Source organism: Marinomonas sp. CT5 (genome assembly GCF_018336975.1).
Taxonomy (GTDB): Bacteria; Pseudomonadota; Gammaproteobacteria; order Pseudomonadales; family Marinomonadaceae; genus Marinomonas.
On sequence record NZ_CP025572.1, the window covers coordinates 1891691 to 1908385 of the forward strand.

At 42.4% G+C, this 16695-nt stretch carries 15 protein-coding genes; 8 read left to right on the forward strand and 7 right to left on the reverse strand.

Annotation, left to right across the window (positions count from 1 at the left end):
- The first annotated feature begins 75 nt into the window (after positions 1 to 75).
- Positions 76 to 1287 carry an ROK family transcriptional regulator gene (locus C0J08_RS08825; RefSeq protein WP_212655773.1) on the forward strand — a complete coding sequence of 404 codons (1212 nt, stop codon included), beginning with the start codon at positions 76 to 78 and terminating at the stop codon, positions 1285 to 1287.
- Positions 1288 to 1298: 11 nt separating this feature from the next.
- The gene (locus C0J08_RS08830; protein WP_212655774.1) at positions 1299 to 2795 is read left to right on the forward strand and encodes a TyrR/PhhR family helix-turn-helix DNA-binding protein; all 1497 of its coding nucleotides are present in this window, start codon (positions 1299 to 1301) and stop codon (positions 2793 to 2795) included.
- A 56-nt stretch (positions 2796 to 2851) separates the two neighbouring features.
- Here C0J08_RS08830 and C0J08_RS08835 read toward each other — a convergent pair whose 3' ends face one another.
- The 4 genes from C0J08_RS08835 to C0J08_RS08850 form a co-directional block, all read right to left on the reverse strand.
- Positions 2852 to 3013: a hypothetical protein gene (locus tag C0J08_RS08835; RefSeq protein WP_212655775.1), complete on the reverse strand. Its 162-nt coding sequence runs from the start codon at positions 3011 to 3013 to the stop codon at positions 2852 to 2854.
- A gap of 203 nt (positions 3014 to 3216) precedes the next feature.
- Positions 3217 to 4068 (reverse strand): HAD hydrolase family protein, encoded by an 852-nt coding sequence (locus C0J08_RS08840; protein WP_249344600.1) that lies wholly within the window; start codon positions 4066 to 4068, stop codon positions 3217 to 3219.
- A 110-nt stretch (positions 4069 to 4178) separates the two neighbouring features.
- Positions 4179 to 4529 carry a HopJ type III effector protein gene (locus C0J08_RS08845; RefSeq protein ID WP_212655776.1) on the reverse strand — a complete coding sequence of 117 codons (351 nt, stop codon included), beginning with the start codon at positions 4527 to 4529 and terminating at the stop codon, positions 4179 to 4181.
- Positions 4530 to 4583: 54 nt separating this feature from the next.
- Positions 4584 to 5777: a Bcr/CflA family multidrug efflux MFS transporter gene (locus tag C0J08_RS08850; protein ID WP_212655777.1), complete on the reverse strand. Its 1194-nt coding sequence runs from the start codon at positions 5775 to 5777 to the stop codon at positions 4584 to 4586.
- A 402-nt stretch (positions 5778 to 6179) separates the two neighbouring features.
- On the opposite strand from C0J08_RS08850, the gene C0J08_RS08855 reads away from it, so the two are divergent.
- Together C0J08_RS08855 and C0J08_RS08860 are read left to right on the forward strand one after the other, a co-directional pair.
- Positions 6180 to 8048 (forward strand): ABC transporter ATP-binding protein, encoded by a 1869-nt coding sequence (locus tag C0J08_RS08855; RefSeq protein ID WP_212655778.1) that lies wholly within the window; start codon positions 6180 to 6182, stop codon positions 8046 to 8048.
- A 41-nt stretch (positions 8049 to 8089) separates the two neighbouring features.
- Positions 8090 to 8419, forward strand: a complete 330-nt coding sequence (locus tag C0J08_RS08860) for a DMT family transporter (RefSeq protein ID WP_212655779.1) — start codon at positions 8090 to 8092, stop codon at positions 8417 to 8419.
- A 79-nt stretch (positions 8420 to 8498) separates the two neighbouring features.
- Here C0J08_RS08860 and C0J08_RS08865 read toward each other — a convergent pair whose 3' ends face one another.
- The 3 genes from C0J08_RS08865 to C0J08_RS08875 form a co-directional block, all read right to left on the reverse strand.
- The gene (locus tag C0J08_RS08865) at positions 8499 to 10256 is read right to left on the reverse strand and encodes an alpha-amylase family glycosyl hydrolase (RefSeq protein ID WP_212655780.1); all 1758 of its coding nucleotides are present in this window, start codon (positions 10254 to 10256) and stop codon (positions 8499 to 8501) included.
- 81 nt (positions 10257 to 10337) lie between these two features.
- Positions 10338 to 11567 carry a glycosyltransferase family protein gene (locus C0J08_RS08870; protein ID WP_212655781.1) on the reverse strand — a complete coding sequence of 410 codons (1230 nt, stop codon included), beginning with the start codon at positions 11565 to 11567 and terminating at the stop codon, positions 10338 to 10340.
- A 48-nt stretch (positions 11568 to 11615) separates the two neighbouring features.
- Positions 11616 to 12437, reverse strand: a complete 822-nt coding sequence (locus C0J08_RS08875; RefSeq protein WP_212655782.1) for an HAD-IIB family hydrolase — start codon at positions 12435 to 12437, stop codon at positions 11616 to 11618.
- 138 nt (positions 12438 to 12575) lie between these two features.
- Here C0J08_RS08875 and C0J08_RS08880 point away from each other — a divergent pair, with 138 nt between their 5' ends.
- The 4 genes from C0J08_RS08880 to C0J08_RS08895 all read left to right on the forward strand — a co-directional run bounded on the left by C0J08_RS08880 (position 12576) and on the right by C0J08_RS08895 (position 16340).
- A complete protein-coding gene (locus tag C0J08_RS08880) occupies positions 12576 to 13469 on the forward strand; it encodes a DMT family transporter (RefSeq protein ID WP_212655783.1) in 894 nt (297 codons plus the stop codon).
- A 918-nt stretch (positions 13470 to 14387) separates the two neighbouring features.
- Positions 14388 to 14978, forward strand: a complete 591-nt coding sequence (locus C0J08_RS08885; RefSeq protein WP_212655784.1) for a sulfotransferase family 2 domain-containing protein — start codon at positions 14388 to 14390, stop codon at positions 14976 to 14978.
- Positions 14979 to 15004: 26 nt separating this feature from the next.
- A complete protein-coding gene (locus tag C0J08_RS08890) occupies positions 15005 to 15643 on the forward strand; it encodes a hypothetical protein (protein WP_212655785.1) in 639 nt (212 codons plus the stop codon).
- Positions 15633 to 16340 carry a class I SAM-dependent methyltransferase gene (locus tag C0J08_RS08895; protein WP_212655786.1) on the forward strand — a complete coding sequence of 236 codons (708 nt, stop codon included), beginning with the start codon at positions 15633 to 15635 and terminating at the stop codon, positions 16338 to 16340. Before C0J08_RS08890 ends, C0J08_RS08895 begins: the two co-directional genes overlap by 11 nt.
- The last annotated feature ends 355 nt before the right edge of the window (positions 16341 to 16695 follow it).

Here is a 16695-nt window from a genome sequence, read left to right on the forward strand (position 1 = left end):
GATCTTTACTGAATGTCAGGAATGAAGCAGATAGAATGCTACTAGTTTATGGACTCAATATGAGAGTAGGGTTATATGAAATCGTCAGGTAGTACTTCTGAGCAGAGTCGTATTTATAATGAGCGCATTATTCTTCATTTAGTCCGACAACACCCTGAAATTTCTCGAGTAAAAATTGCAGAATATACTGGACTAAGTGCTCAGACGATTTCTGTCATTACGTCATCCTTGTTGGAAAGGGCGCTGTTACAAGTTGATGGCAAAGTTACAGGTCGCCGTGGTCAACCTTCGATAAAACTCAGCATTAATAAAGCGGGGGCCTATGGGTTAGGGATCAATGTCGACCGAGATCATATTAGTGCGGCTTTGCTCGATTTTAGCGGTGCTTGCGTTTTGCTATTAGAGCGAGCGGTGTCTTTTCCTTCGGAAAGTCTGGCGAAGACCATTGCTACTGACCTAATAGAAGAAGTGAAGATCACTTTAGGAGATAACTGGAACAAGGTTCAGGGGATAGGCTTAGCCAGACCTGACTATATGGATTCTTGGTTAGAAACCTTGGTGACAGATGCTAGCCAAAGGGGAGATTTAACGCTTTTAAAAGAAGCTTTAGCCTATTGGCAATCGGATGCGTTCGAGACGTGGTTGAGTGCTTTCACTGGCGTGCCTTGTTTTTGTGAGAATGACGCTGTCGCAGCGGCGACCAGTGAACTATTGTTGGCTTCTGAGGTACAGCGAGATTTCTTTTATCTTTTTATCAGTACAGCGTGTGGTGGTAGCTTCGTCGCTAATGGTGAATGTTACTCTGGTGCTCATGGCAAAGCGGGTAGTTTTGGCTTAATTCCTACCGCCACAGGAAAACACGGCAAATGGATTCTTGAAGCCTTGTCCTTGTCGTCTTTGAAGCGATTTTTTACGGAACAGCAAGTTTCATGGCCGGCAACGGATGATCTATGGTCTGGTTCTGAATACGCAAAACTGATTGAACAGTGGGCAAATGAAGTGGCTTTTGAGGTGACGCCTGCACTGGCATCGGTTGTTGCATTGTATGACCCAAAAACGATCCTGATTGGGGGGCGTTTGCCTTCGCCCGTGTTAGATGCTTTGATCACCTATATTGAAAAAATGTTGAAAGCGCACAGCATGTTGCCATTACCTGTGATTCGAATAGCTCAAACCGCTTATACGGCGGGGGTTCTTGGGGCGGCTGTATTGCCTCTTTATGGTAGTTTTGCTCCTCAGCAAAATTTATTGTTACTCAGTTCTAAATCCGCCGTTTCAGGGTCCTAAAGAGAAAAGTAATGAGATTAGAAATACAATGTGAAGACCGAATAGGCATGGTGCGAGAAGCACTCGACTTGTTTGTTCCCCATGGTATTGATATGCGCTTAGTAGAAGTGGATACCAAGCGGCGTTGTATTTATTGTGGCTTCCCCGATATTCCCTTCTCAAAATTGCAGCAATTATTGGCGGATATTCGTCGCTTAGAGAGCGTTGAAGATGTCAAAACCGTCATGTTTACTCCTTCAGAAAGAGAGCACAATGCGCTTTATACCTTGCTAGAGGCTCTTCCAGATGGGGTTATTTCCGTAGACCTGAAAGGTAACATCACCATGGTCACCGAACTGGCCGCGCAAGACCTAAATGTGTCTGTGTTGAACTTACTACATAAACCCGTACAGCAATTTATTAAAGGCATTAATGTTTCCAAGGAGCAATGGGCAAATCCGCGAGACGGCATGAGCAAGCGAATTCGCATTCGTGATAAAACCCTCTTGCTGGAAATGAAGCCCATCTTTGTTCGTGACGATGACGGCTATGCGAACCCAGCTGGCACAGTGATTTATTTAAAGTCCAAAAGCCGTTTGGATCGGCAAACTGAGAGCTTAAAACAAGCGCCAGATGCAGAGCATTATTTGGAAATGTATTTCCGGCCAACGGTGATGAAAAGTGAAGCTATGAAGCGCACTTTGCAGCAAGCCAAAGCATTTGCAGATTTACCTATGCCTTTGCTGATTCAAGGCGAGGTTGGTACAGGTAAGCGGGATTTAGTGAATGCCTTGTTTCAGTATTGGCAGAAGCATCATGGGGACAGAGACGCGCAACTGGTGGCTTGCCACGGAACAGAACTGAGTAAAGACGATATTGTTAAATTAGATAAAATGTCTGGCTGGTTTGTGATTGAGGATGTTGAGTGTCTTGATAAGCAAGTTCAGCTCGATTTATCCAATTGGCTAGCGCGTCAGCCAGGGGAAAGCACCAGTTTGGATACTAATGTTCGCTTGGTTAGCTTGTCATCGTTGAGCCATGCTAAGTTGGCCAATAGTGAGGTACTGAATAAAAGTTTGTACTTTGCTTTGGCGACCTTGACGTTACCAATGCCAGCGCTACGAAATAGAAAAGAAGATTTAGAAGGCTTGGTGCATCAAATTATTGTGGCTCAAGCGGAGCGCTATCGGATACCCATCCCCTCTGTTTCTAAAGGGGCTTTGACTAAGCTTGGTCTATATTCTTGGCCTGGTAATTTAAAAGAGCTGCAAAACGTTTGCCTGCAAACGTTACTGACGATGAAAGGTGAGGAGTGGAAAGCCGATTCGGTTTTGTTACCTGAAAATCCTGTTATTAATGACATGGCGCTCATAGATGATTCCCTAGAAGTGACGGTGAAACAATGGGAAGCAGAACTTTTGAGGCGACTTTATCCACGTTTTCCAAGTACCAGAAAACTAGCAAAAGCCGTTAATATGAGTCACAGCGCGATCGCTAATAAGCTAAAAGAATATGGGATAAATACATAAATGCCAGATTGAAGCGAGCTCAATCTGGCAAGTGGGTAGAATGGAGAAAGCGTTACTTAATAAGGGCGTCTATGGCGTGGAACAGGACGACGAACTTCTTCACGCTCAATTTTAATTGGTTGTAGCTTTGTTTTCGGTTGTACTGTGTTTTTCTGGATCTTGGCTACCAAGAAAGCAATTGCCGCACAAGCAGCGACGAATAACAAAAATTCAAACATGGCATTTCTCCAAACTAATTATTCTTGTAACAATCATGGTTCAAAATGATCGTGGGGTAAAGGCAATTATGTTGTTTTTTGGTTAATAAACCTTTCTAAACGGCTGTCCTCGCCAACATTTTGTTAAAAGCAATCTGAAAAAGGCTCATCCATACAGCTATTAATGGAGGACGTTAGACTTAATTCAACCCCTGCATTCAATATTACAAGTTATACCTTTTTCTTAGATACCTTGCTACACCATCTTCATCATGATGTCCTATTACATCGGTCGCAGCATCTTTAATATGAAGTGATGCATTATCAGTTGCAAAGGCTTCATCTGAGGCTGAGAACATAGATAAGTCATTGTCCCCGTCTCCAAACACGACTAAGCTTTCGGCACCAATTTCTTCTTTTAGTTCCATCAGTGCCTCTCCTTTATTGACATTGCTGTGGTGAATGTCCAACCAGAAGGCGTCAGGGTTATAGATTCCACCGCCAGAATAGGCGGTAAGATGGCTGTGTTTTTGACTGTCTAATACGATTTTTTCAATAAACTCAGGTCGTCCCATGGCACTAATATTGGTGATTCGCGTGTTGTGGGATAAATCAGTAATAGGGTGAAGGCTCATGTTTTTGTGGTTGCCTAGCTCATTAGCGATATGATCACTTAAATGACCATTTAGCGGTGAGTGGTAAACCCGGTGAGAGCCGTCGTCTTCTAAACAAAATATAAAGGGGGTGATTTGGTGTTCTTCAAAAGAGGCAAGAAGATCCATGATATGGCTATGGGAGAGTAAGTTTCTGTGGCGATAAAGGTTTTTTTGAGGGTTCCACCATTCAACGCCATTTTTGAATATCTGCCAGTTGGGAAAGTCATGACCTTCAATACAAGGCATAGCAGCAAAGTGTGTTCTGCCAGTCGCTACCGTGTAAAAGATCCCAGCCGCTTTTAAGCGTTCAAGCGTGTCTAATGTGAATTCAGAAAGGCGTTGATGCCGATTAAGAAGGGTTCCGTCTAGATCAAATGCCACTAACTCCATAATCACCTCATAGTATGCAGTGTGGAGCACTATCGCATTTTCTTGACGGGGAGTTCAACAATTAACAGTATTAATAGACGTTTTCGGTTTGGTAATAAACGCCACAACATATCATTTTATAGGTTTGTGGCGTTTTGATATTAGCTCTTTTGAACAAGAGCTGTAGCCGTGAAGTGAATGCCACTCCAGCCATTTTCAATGAATTGACGGATGTTTTGGTGATCCGTTGCTTCAGGGTTTTCTAAAACGTCTATACGATAAAAGTCGCCAAATAAGTTTAGCGTTTCCACTTCAGTAAGTTGGTGGATTGAGCCGAAAGAAAAAATCTTACAAGAGCCATTATTTTCATTAATGCCATTTTCCTGTTTACCATTGGTAAACGCCGCAGGGGTAAAGTCGTATTCACGTTCAATCACATCTATCACTTCTTTAAACTGTACTTGCTCAGGTGTGGATTTGATTTTTTCTATGAGCGTTTGAGTACTTAGCATTGGGACTCCGTATGATATTTAAAAATGTATATTTTAGATTTATTGGTTTAATCATTACTGCTTAGAGGTGGATTCGGCATATCGAACCGTTACTTTTAAGCAAACAAACGCAATTATGCCACAAGCAGCAATGGTGCCAAGCATTGGGACAAAAGTACCGTTGTGAAGAATACTGATTACCACACCGCTTAAGGCGCCAAAGGCAAAGCGGGACGTTCCAGCAAGTGCTGTAACACTGCCGTTATTGTTACCTGCGTGTTTTAGTGCACCAGCCATGAAACCACCGCCTAAAATCCCCATTGGTCCCATAAATGACATGCTGGTAATGATGATTGTCCATAGTGGTGGACGATCAAAAAAACTAAGAATAATCATGCAAATAGAAGCGGCCAAAGGAATGTAAATAGCATATTTCGTCAGTATTTCAGTACCAAGTTTCTCAACGTAGCGACCATTGATGGTTGACGCTAGCATCATAGCGATGACATTCACCCCAACTAAAAAGCCAAAATTCGCTGGGTCTACACCATAGATCTCGATGTAGACAAAAGAGCAGCCTGTTATAAAGCTCATCATACCCGCAAAATAAAAAGCAGACGCAACGATAAAGCCCATTACAGAGCGATTTTTTAGCAAAATAATGTAGTTGCGAATCGCGTTGCTAAATGAGAAGGCGGTGCGTTTTTCAGGCGGTAATGTCTCAGGAATGGTACGAAGAAACAGTACGATGGAGAGGATGGCTAAAATGCCTAACAGGACAAAAATATAGTGCCAATTTAGGATGGTTAGGATTGCCCCGCCAATAATAGGTGCCGCTAAAGGGGCCAATGCCATGACCAGCATGATCATCGACATGGCTTTAGCGAACTGGTTAAGCGACATGCTATCTTTGACCAAGGCAGGGACACATACTGCTACTGCAGCGCCACCAAGCGCTTGGATAGCACGACCTACGAGTAGTAATTCATAACTTTGGGTTAACGCGCAAATAAAACTACCGACAGCAAACACTGCCAAGCCACCTACAACGACTTTACGTCGACCTATCGCGTCGGAAATAGGGCCGAATAAGATTTGCAAAAAGGCAAACACCAGCAAATAGATACTGAGCGTCATTTGAATAAGGCCGATATCGGTATTCAAACTTTTAGAAATAGTTGGAATACTCGGCAAGTAAGCATCAATTGCTAACGGCGTAAGGCCTGACAACAGACCGAGCACCAAAACAATAGGGAATGTGAGTTTCATATGGCAACTTAATGGTTAGTTGGATTGATCTGCTGAGCGGATAAATCCGTAATGGGATTGCAGATTATAATAGGTTTAGTCTCTATCGTTTAGTTTGATTGTGCAAGAACTGAGTAAAACTGGATTGATGATTATTAATATAAAAATAGTTAAAACTAAAAGGCCTAAAATGTTTATTTTCTTTGTTTTTGAGGCTTTCAATACAGTTTTTTGTTTATTTTTAAGCTTGCTAAGGCTTCATTTTACTTTTATTTAGAGGTTATCTTTTCTGGTTTTCATTTATGGAACGTGGTTCAATTTCATCTCCATTTCTAATGGGCAAGGTATTTGCCCTGTACGTCATCCACCTTTGCAATGTCGTTTTCTTGATGATGTCTGTTTGTTAATCCAGTAAGGAAGATCATGTTACGCTTTTTTGAAAAATGGGTGCCAGCCTATCCTGATATTAATGCTGAACAAGCACCAAAAACCTTGTTTGCATTTTGTCGTTATTACTCAAGAGGTGTTGAGCTGCCTTTGTTTTTAATGTCGCTATTAACGGCAGCGATTGCAGTTTTAGAGGTAACGTTATTCAGCTTCATGGGGCAATTGGTTGACTGGTTAATTAACAAGAACCCAGAGACATTTTTTGCCGAAGAAAGCACGCATTTGCTGTTAATGTCTTTGATGATTTTAGTGCTCATGCCTTTAGCCACATTCTTGCATTCGGCGATCATTCACCAGACTCTTTTGGGTAATTATCCAATGCGTATTCGGTGGTTGTCCCACCATTATATTTTGCGTCAAAGTATGTCGTTCTTTCAGGATGAGTTTGCTGGGCGTATTTCCACCAAAGTAATGCAAACCTCGCTTGCTGTCCGTGAAACCGTGATGAAATTATTGGATGTCTTGGTCTACATCATCGTTTACTTTATTTCCATGGTGGTACTCATTGCAAAAGCTGATTACCGCTTAATGATTCCTATGTTAGTTTGGCTGGTTTGTTATGTATTATTGCAAATGTACTTTGTCCCTAAACTAAAAAAGGTCTCTTCTGATCAAGCGGATGCCCGCTCTATCATGACGGGGCGAGTAGTGGACAGCTATAGTAATATCTCTACGGTAAAACTTTTCTCCCATCATCAAAGAGAAGCGGATTATGCCAAAGATGGCATGGATGGCTTTTTGCAAACCGTCTATAAGCAAATGCGCTTGGTCACCTTGTTAAATGTGGGTGTGCAGAGTTGTAACTACATTTTGGCATTTGCGATTGCGGCCTTGGCCATTTGGTTGTGGACTGGCAGCATTATCAGTGTGGGGGCCATTGCGATTGCAGTCAGTTTGGCTCTGCGATTAAACGGCATGTCCCAGTGGATTATGTGGGAAATCAGCGCACTGTTTGAAAACCTCGGTATGGTGAGTGATGGTATGAAAACCTTGTCTCGTCCTATTGAGATTGAAGATGCACCTAATGCGCCTTCTTTAAAGGTTACGAAAGGCATGATCGAATACGATAAGGTCAACTTCCATTATGGTAAGCAGGATAGCACTGTCATTGAAAACTTAGCGTTATCGATCAAACCCGGTGAAAAAGTAGGATTGGTTGGCCGATCTGGAGCGGGCAAATCGACCATTGTGAACTTGCTAATGCGCTTTCATGATGTGGAATCCGGTCAGATTCGAATCGATGGACAAAACATCAGTCAAGTTCAGCAAGATTCATTGCGCGGGCAAATAGGGATGGTGACTCAAGATACTTCCTTATTGCACAGAACGGTTCGTGAAAACTTGTTGTATGGCCGACCCGATGCCACCGAAGAAGAAATGATTGCGGCAGCAAAGCAAGCTGAGGCTCATGAGTTTATTCAGACGTTGACCGATCCATATGGCAATATTGGCTATGATGCTATGGTGGGTGAGCGTGGTATTAAACTATCAGGCGGACAGCGTCAGCGTATCGCCATTGCTCGGGTGCTGTTAAAAGATGCCCCTTTGCTCATTTTGGACGAAGCAACTTCTGCCTTGGACTCTGAAGTAGAAGCGGCCATTCAAGAAAGTCTTTATAAATTAATGCAAGGCAAAACGGTGATTGCTATTGCCCATCGTTTATCGACCATCGCTGCAATGGATCGTCTGATCGTATTGGATAAAGGGCATGTTGTTGAGCAAGGCAGTCACGAAGAGCTGCTTCAGCATAAAGGCATTTACGCCTCTCTTTGGTCGCATCAAACTGGAGGCTTTTTAGCCGAAGACATTGATATCGAAGAGGTGGAGTTGGAAGGCGTTAAATAAACTATCAGCTTTATTTGAGCTAACTTGGAAGAGGAGGGCAGATGACATATTTTATTTTGTTTTTGGCAATATTGGCTGAAGTCATTGCTACGACTGCGTTGAAGGCATCAGACTCCTTTACCAAATTGGGGCCCAGTATTGTCTTGGTGGTGGGTTATGCCATGTCGTTTTATCTTTTGTCCATTGTTATGCGCTCTATGCCAACAGGTGTGACTTATGCCATATGGGCGGGCTTAGGGATCGTTTTGATATCGGTATTCGGCTATTTGTTTAACAATGAAAAGCTGGACTTACCCGCCTGTATTGGCATGTCTATGATTGTGATTGGCGTAGTGGTGATCAATGTGTTTTCTAAAACGGTAAACCATTGAGTTATTTATAGCGTTTGCTAAGAAGACAAAAAACGCGACTTTGTGGGGAGCATCCATAAAGTCGCGTTTTTATTGGTGGTTAACTACTTTTTATTTTCCCTTTTTTATTGGCTAGCCACACGAATTGATAAGGCATTAAGGTGACTTTAGCTAAATGGTCTTCATAGACTTGTTCTGATACTAAGTCGGTCCAGTCATCGGTTGCGATAAGGTTTAGCTCAGATAGGTTGAAGCTCTGCGGTTGGTCTGTCATGTTATAAACCGCAAATAAACTTTGTCTTCTGTCTAAACTTTGGCGCCAGAAAGCAAACAAGTTTTCACCCATGTGCAAGACGTACTGAGTGGCATTGGGATGAAACGCGGGTTGTGCTCGACGTATTTGAATCAACTTAGTCACGCTTTGGAAGACTTTCTGATTATGGGTTGGGGTATTTAAGACATGATCTAAATCTTCCATGTCCCATATGTGGCGGTTGATTGAGCGGAATTGTCCTGTATTTTCAACACGTTCTAAATCGTTTTCCGTGCCGAATAAACTGTGAATGTAAAAAGCCGGCACGCCTTCTAATGCCATCATCACACCTGCAGCACAAAGGAAGCGGGCAAATTGCCATTTATCTGGGCCATGTAAGGCTGAGCCTGACAGTGCATTCCATAGGCTGATATTGATTTCATAAGGCTTGGCTTCACCTTGAGGCGTGGTCCGGGAGCTTATTTTTCCACCAAAACGCTTCATGGTATTGATGAGGGTTTCCAGCTCCCATTCCGATAGAAGGCCTTCTGTTGGGCGCAAACCAATACCATCATGAGAGGCGATAAAGTTGAGATAAGTAGTTCCTTGTTGCGCCGGTGTCATGCTCATCAACCATTGTTTTAAATGACTGCTGTTACCTGTCACCAGACTATTGATCAACAACGGTGGTAAAGAGAAGTTATAAATCAAATGGGCTTCGTTGGCATTACCGAAATAGGTGAGGTTTTCCTGATTAGGGATGTTGGTTTCGGTAATGATTACAGACTCAGGCGCGTAATGTTCAATCATTAAGCGAAGCAAACGAATGATTTCATGTGTCTGTGGTAAGTTGATACAAGAAGTACCTGGGATTTTCCAAAGAAACGCCACGGCATCCAGACGAAACCAACGAATGCCTTTTTCTAGATATAAATGAATAATACGCAGAAATTCTAATAGCACTCCTGGGTTTTCGAAATTCAAATCTACTTGGTCATGACTAAACGTACACCAAACATGTTTTTCACCATTTTTTGTCTGTACTTCCCTTAAGAGGGGGGACGTTCTAGGGCGAACTACGGCACTTAAATCGACATTTGGGTCGGCTTCATAGAAAAAACTGGCCCCAGGTTCAATGCCTGCTTTGTAGTTTTCAAACCACATGCTTCGACTTGAACAATGGTTGATGACCAAATCTCCCATTACTTTAAAATCTTGGGAGAGGTTTACCACGTCTGACCAACGGCCGCAGGAAGGATTGACCGTCGTGTAATCCATCACACTAAATCCATCGTCCGAGCTGTAGGGGAAAAACGGTAAGAGGTGAACCGCAGAGATACAATCAGATAATTTATTTTTGACAAACTTATGTAAGGTTTCTAGAGGCGCTTCTTCCTTTTTACGTATGGTGTCGGCGTAGGTAATTAGCATAATGTCAGATTGATCCCACAAGTTTCTATGGGGACGAGGAGACTCAGTTGACGGATCTAGATGAAATGTCGCTAAACATTGAGCTGCTAAATCCTTGTGATCCATGCTCGGATAAATGACCTGCAGGTGGGAGATTAAGCGTTGTTCTAGATGCGTCAAAGGAGCATTTTCCATGTTTACTTACCTGTCTTGTAGTGATTGAAAAGTAACGTAGTAACGTTCAACTTAGCAAAAAAGAGTACCTTATGTAGGCTTTTATTTTTTAGGACCGTATTCTTCCATATCCAATTCAACTGCCTGAGCAAGTTGTTTCATCACACCAGGAAATGCACTAACAACACGATTCCAGCTTGGGATAAATGGTGTTTCCATAGGGTTTTCTAAATATTGATTACCTGCTTTCATGATATTGCTCGCGAACAGCTCAACGGCTTGCTCTTCGGTATGTACGTCTAATTTTAGACCGTTTATCTCGGCATCGTTACGGTAGGTTTCAATAAAGTCGAGAGCTACACGGTAATAAGTGGCTTTAATGGTTCGGAAAGTCTCTTGATTAAAGATGGTGCCGTTTGTCGCTAATTTTCTGAAAATGGCTTTGGTAATGTCGATGGACATTTTAGACAAGCCACCGTCGTCGTTATCGGCAGACAAATCTTGGTGTTTATGATCATAAATGTCCGCGATATCGACCTGACATAAACGGTTCGTAGAGTAGTTACGATACATTTCACTCAACACGCCAATCTCTAATCCCCAGTCACTTGGGATGCGTAAATCCGTCATCACATCGCGGCGGAAAGAAAACTCACCGGCGAGTGGGTAGCGGTAACTGTCCAAATAATCTAGATAATCTAAGTGACCAAATACCTTTTTCAAAGAGCATAAAAGCGGCGTCACTAATAATCGGCTAACACGACCATTCATTTTCCCGTTGGCGGCGCGAGCATAGTAACCTTTACAAAATTCGTAGTTAAAGTTTGGGTTGGCAACTGGGTAAATCAGTCTGGCAAGAAGTTCGCGATCATAGGTGACGATATCGCAGTCGTGCATGGCGATGGACTCTGCTTTGCCGGCCGCTAGGTTATATCCCATACAGAACCACACATTGCGGCCTTTACCAGGATCGGAAGGCGAAAGGTGTTCACCCTTTAAAACACTGTCGATTTCTCTTAAGCGAGGACCGTCGTTCCATAGCACTTTTACATTTTGTGGTAGAACGCTGAAAAACTCTAAGGCGTGACGATATTGCTCTTCGGTTGCTCTGTCTAGGCCAATAACGATTTCAGACAAGTAGGGAACTTGCTGTAAATGTTTAAGAATGTTTGGCATAGCCTCTGTTTCTAACTCGGAATACAGACAAGGTAGAATAAGTGACATCGGTCTCTTTTGAGCAAACTCGCACAGTTCTTTCTCCATTTCTTCTAACGGACGGTGTGCCAAATTGTGAAGTGTGGTGATGTTACCGTTTTGATGAAAGTCGCCCATAGTGTTTCTCCTAAAATTATTATAAGTAGAATTATTTTTTTACTGTAGTTACAAAATACCTTGTTGATTCAATGCTTTATTAATAGCTTGTGCCCAACCTTCTGGGCCGTATGCATCGCTTAACCAAGCATCGGTGCGATTGGGAACTTCTGGTGGTGCATGAACGGGTGAGCGAATCACCACAGGAATGTCGGCTTTGCTCAGCATACCCACGTCGTTTTCTCCATCGCCTAATGCCATGGTGGTAACGTCCTCGTCACTTTGTTGTTCATACACTTCTTTCAGCCATAACATGGCATTTGCCTTATCGCAATGCTCGCCCATCAGATGTGCGAAGCGGCCGCCTTTTTGAATTTGCACACCAAATGGTGCTAGGTCTTCACGTAAAGCATTTAAAGCAAGGTTGGAATCTGTCCAAACCATCGGCTCAGTAAATTCTCGTTGCATGGCTTGTTTCGCGTTAGTTTCACTTAATCCAGTGATTGACATTAATTCTTGCCAAGAAAGATCACTAAAGCGTTTAAAGGTGTATTGAGCTTGTTTGCTGTCGGTAAGCTTGACCAGTTCGTCACGTTTTGGTCCAAATGATTTGCGCCAGTATTCGCCACAATCTTCTAAAAACTCATCTGTTTGAAGGGATAAATGTTTTGGAATGTAGACAGCTGAGCCATTTTCTACAATAAAAGCGTCTTGATGGTTGAGTTCTTCTCTTAGGGATATAAGTTCGGCAAATGTCTTGCTGGTGTTGATCACACAAGGAATAGAAAATGTCTTTAAAGCCTGCATCGCAGCTTTGGCTGGTTGAAAGCTATAAGTATGATGATCGAGTAAAGTACCATCTAAATCGGTAAAAATTAAAAGCGTTGTCATATCGATTCCTTTTTGAGTCCATCAAAATATCACTGACAGACGTTACTATGAAGCTTGCAAATCTGGTGCCAGTGCGTAAAAGTAGCCTTTTCCATATTAGGCACATGCCTAAGACTAACTAGGCTGTTGAACAGATTGATGACAAGTTTGCTACGTTTATGTGTCTTTGTAATTCTGGCTTTGCTGGCGTTCGCGGCGAACTCTGTTTTGTGCCGACTGGCATTAAATAACGGCCTAATCGATCCCGCTCAATTTACAACGTGGCGCTTGTTTAGTGGCGCTGTGACCTTGGTTTTATTAAGCGCGATACACTGCCTTAAACAGCGTCATAGAGGTTTGAAAACCATCTGGTTAGAAGGGAGCTGGCTGTCCGCTTTTGCTCTCTTTATCTATGCCTTAGGCTTCTCTTATGCCTACGTCACCTTGGAAACGGGAATCGGCGCTTTGATCCTGTTTGGGGCGGTGCAATTAACACTAATATTGTTGGCTGTGTGGGCAGGTCAGAAGCTGGTGTGGTTAGAGTGGTTTGGCTTAGCCATCGCCTTTGCTGGCTTTGTTTATTTGGTGTTACCGACCTTGTCGTCACCTTCGTTATTGGGCTTTGTTCTAATGACCTTAGCGGGCGTAGCGTGGGGCCTGTACACATGGCGAGGTAAAATCTCGGCCAAGCCATTGTTTGCAACCACATCCAACTTTGTTCGAACCCTTCCTATATTGCTGGTTGCTTTGGTTGCCATTCAGTTTAATGCGGCACAAGCCGACAGCCCGCAGCTTGACGGCATTATGCTAGCGATTGCTTCTGGTGCAATAATGTCTGGAATAGGGTACGCCATATGGTATGCGGCTTTGCCTTATCTTAGTGCTTCCATGGCGGCCGTGTTACAACTGCTGGTTCCTATCATCGCCACGCTAGGCGGCGTGATTTTTGCCAATGAATCCATCACCTTACACCTCGTTATCGCCACGTTAAGCGTTTTGGGTGGCGTGCTACTCGTGATTATTGCAAGAAAACGAACGCGTAAAAACGCCTAGTTTTGGTGCGTTTTTATCTTAATGCGCCATAATCGACAGGCTTGTTGGCTGAAATTTGGTCGTTATATTCAGACTGAAAATGTATTTATTCTCTCCTTATGTCTTTCAAGCGAGGTTTAGGGAGGGGGATATTTTAGATCTTCAAGTCTGTTTGCCATTTCTCAGCATTTCCTAGTTTGCAAGCTTAGTTCCGCTCTGCTGAGCGGGTAACTTTTGTCCGCCGTTTAATTCAGAAAAATACAAAAGTAACCAAAAGGTCTCTCTATCGGGCTATCGCCCAAACGTCTCACTCACGCTGTTAAGTTAACTATAGCAAGACGACTTTTATCGTAAGGCATAGATTGTTTTTGCTGTTGCTAGCAAGGGTGTTTTCAACTGACTCTGAAACGCCATAAGATCGCGCAATCAGGATTGCGTCGAACTGACTTCTTCGCAGCTAATCGTAGGGCATCATGAGCGCAGCGTAATGTCGTTGTTCGTAAACGCATAACATATTTAATACTGCTGCCAAGTCTCTAATCTCCACAATCCCACAAAAGTCTTATGGTTTTACCTGGGCTTTCATTGTATTGTCAGGTTATTGTAATGGGTTAATTAGTATGGATTGCTTGGCTGATATTGGTACGAAACCAAAAATGTCAGACTCAAGCGGTCTAAATTTAAAAGAGTGACACACCAAGTTTTGCTTAGTAAAAAAGAGTGATGACAAGATAGGTAAGACCGTGACTTGGAAATTCTGGGACTAACATCGTTTCTTTGAAAACGCCAAAATGATTAGAACCAAGTCAGCGCTGTTTGTTTGTAGTAATAGTATCAGGGATAAAAGCCAAAAGTGCTTTAACAAAAATCCGAATAGATGGCTTCAAAACGAGTCTTGTTAGATCTTGATTTTGCTTGCAAAAATCGAGGTGTCCATAGATGTTAGAGCTTTGGGGGGGGACAGTGCTTTTATCCAACACTCATAAATTTATTTTTATTCATATATGGAAGGTTGGTGGGACAAGCATTAGGCATTCCCTTTCCAATTTCGCCGAAGGTAACAGTAGCTTAGTCAAAAAGCATGCTTCCGCTCAGGAAATAGCCAATCATGTCGGTAATGATATTTTTAGAAAGTATTTTACTTTTTCATTCGTGAGAAATCCTTGGGATATTCAGGTTTCAAACTTTTTCTATATCCGTCAAAGGCCGGATCATTATGCATACAGCTGGATGGCTAAATTTGGATGCTTTGATGAATATATCGAGTGGCGAGTGTCAGAGGAAAGAATTTTACAATTAAGTATGCTTTGTGATTCTTCTGGCAATGTAGCCATTGACTTCGTTGGTAGATTTGAAAATTTTGAACACGATTTCGGTACAGTTTGTAACAATATTGGGGTTGATGCAAAACTATCATTTAGAAATAAATCACTTCACCCACAGTATAGAGAATGCTACACGCCTTTTAGCAGAAGGCTAGTCGAAGATGCCTATGAAAAGGATATAGAATATTTTGGCTATGAGTTTTAAAAAATTTGAATTGGGGGATAGTACTTGTGCAAAATCTAGTTAAAAGAACTCTCTATCTTTTTTTGTCTATTACTGGCCTAACAGCTTTGATGGCCATTATAGGTATCGCGTATGTTTGGTTTTTTTCAGACAAGAATGAGTTACCCCACCTAGAACTACTGATCGGTTCGGTTATCCTTGAAATAATTGCAGTGATAGTGATTCTTGCAAAGAAAGGACTAAAGTATCTTCCTGACTCTCAGACAGACAAAGAACCTCTTGATACGCTTAGGTTTATGGAAAGTTTTATATCAACAGGAACAAGCGCTACGATAGTTAGCAATAGGGTATCTTGGTTGGCTGGCGATGAGAAATTAATAGCTACGCTTCAAGGGAAAATTAATAACGGTACTAGAATTGAAATAATCACTCCCAAAGAAGTAAATGCAACACTCAAAGAAAGCCTAAGAGGAGCTTCATTTATTATTACAAATGAAAATATCTCTCCAGAAGCTAGGTTTACCCTAATAAATGGTGAACGTAGTGGTGCTGAAAAGTTAGCTATTGCTAGAGGAGTCCATCCTGATCATGAAATTACAATATTTGACAACAATTCTGGCCCTCAAATAATTGCGATGGCGAAGGATATAATTAGAAAATCCAAGGAGTTGGCCGATGCCGCATAGGTGGTGCAATTCGGCGCAAATACGTCGAGAGCAAATTGAATCAGGAGCAGACTTAACATTCAACCAGGTTTTTAAGCCGCTTTTAGTTGCTCGTATTAAGAGCCTTTCACCTAGCAATGTTCTGGAAGTAGGCGCTGGAACTGGTCATATTTCCAAAGAGTTATCTGAATTAGGGTTTTCTGTTACAGCAATAGAGCCTTCTGCTGGAATGTATGGGGTCGCAAAAGACGTCTTGTCGTTAACCGATGTTAGATTGGTGAACTGTACTTCACTCGAATTAGAGAAAAACGAGCTTTATGAGGTTGCTTTCTCCCATCTTGTTGCACACGTTGTAGATGACCTTAATGAGTTTTTTGAATCAGTCGGGCGGCACCTGAAAGCCACCGGTCATTTTATTTTTTCAATCCCTCACCCCTGTTTTTATAATGGCTATAAGGGTTTTTTCGGAGATGAATATAATTATATGACCCCAATGACCAAGAACGTGTCATTTACCATCACTAAAGATTCAAAAAATACGATTAGTGGAGTGCCATACCATCACAGACCGTTATCAGAGTATATCAATAAACTGGTTGAATCTGGTTTCGCTATTGATGGTTTTGACGAAACCTATCCAGAAGAAGATATACAACTAAAATATGGAGCCAAATGGGAGTCGCCACGCTATTGTGTTTTTACCTGTAGAAAACTCTAACAAGCGCATGTTGTCGGACTGGTTTTCCGCTGCGCTCCAAACCAGCCGCAAATGCGGGCGTTGGTATGACTCCCCACGTCAAGTAGCACACAGCGATTCCTTCTAAATGAATAGACCTTTTGCACTGCTCAAAAGAGATGAGTGAACACATTGGAAGAAGCCAGTAAATTCGTCGGTTATCATGCTGGTATCCGTAGATTAATAGGGCTTTTCCCTATCAGAGCTGACCTTACTTGATACGTCGTGACACCGTTTCTTCAGTCTATGCTCGTGGTTCAATCAGATAGCTATCTGATGGCCATCCTAACGCCGTCGGAGGTTATGCCACTCCCGTTGCTTGTTCCGACGTATCCAC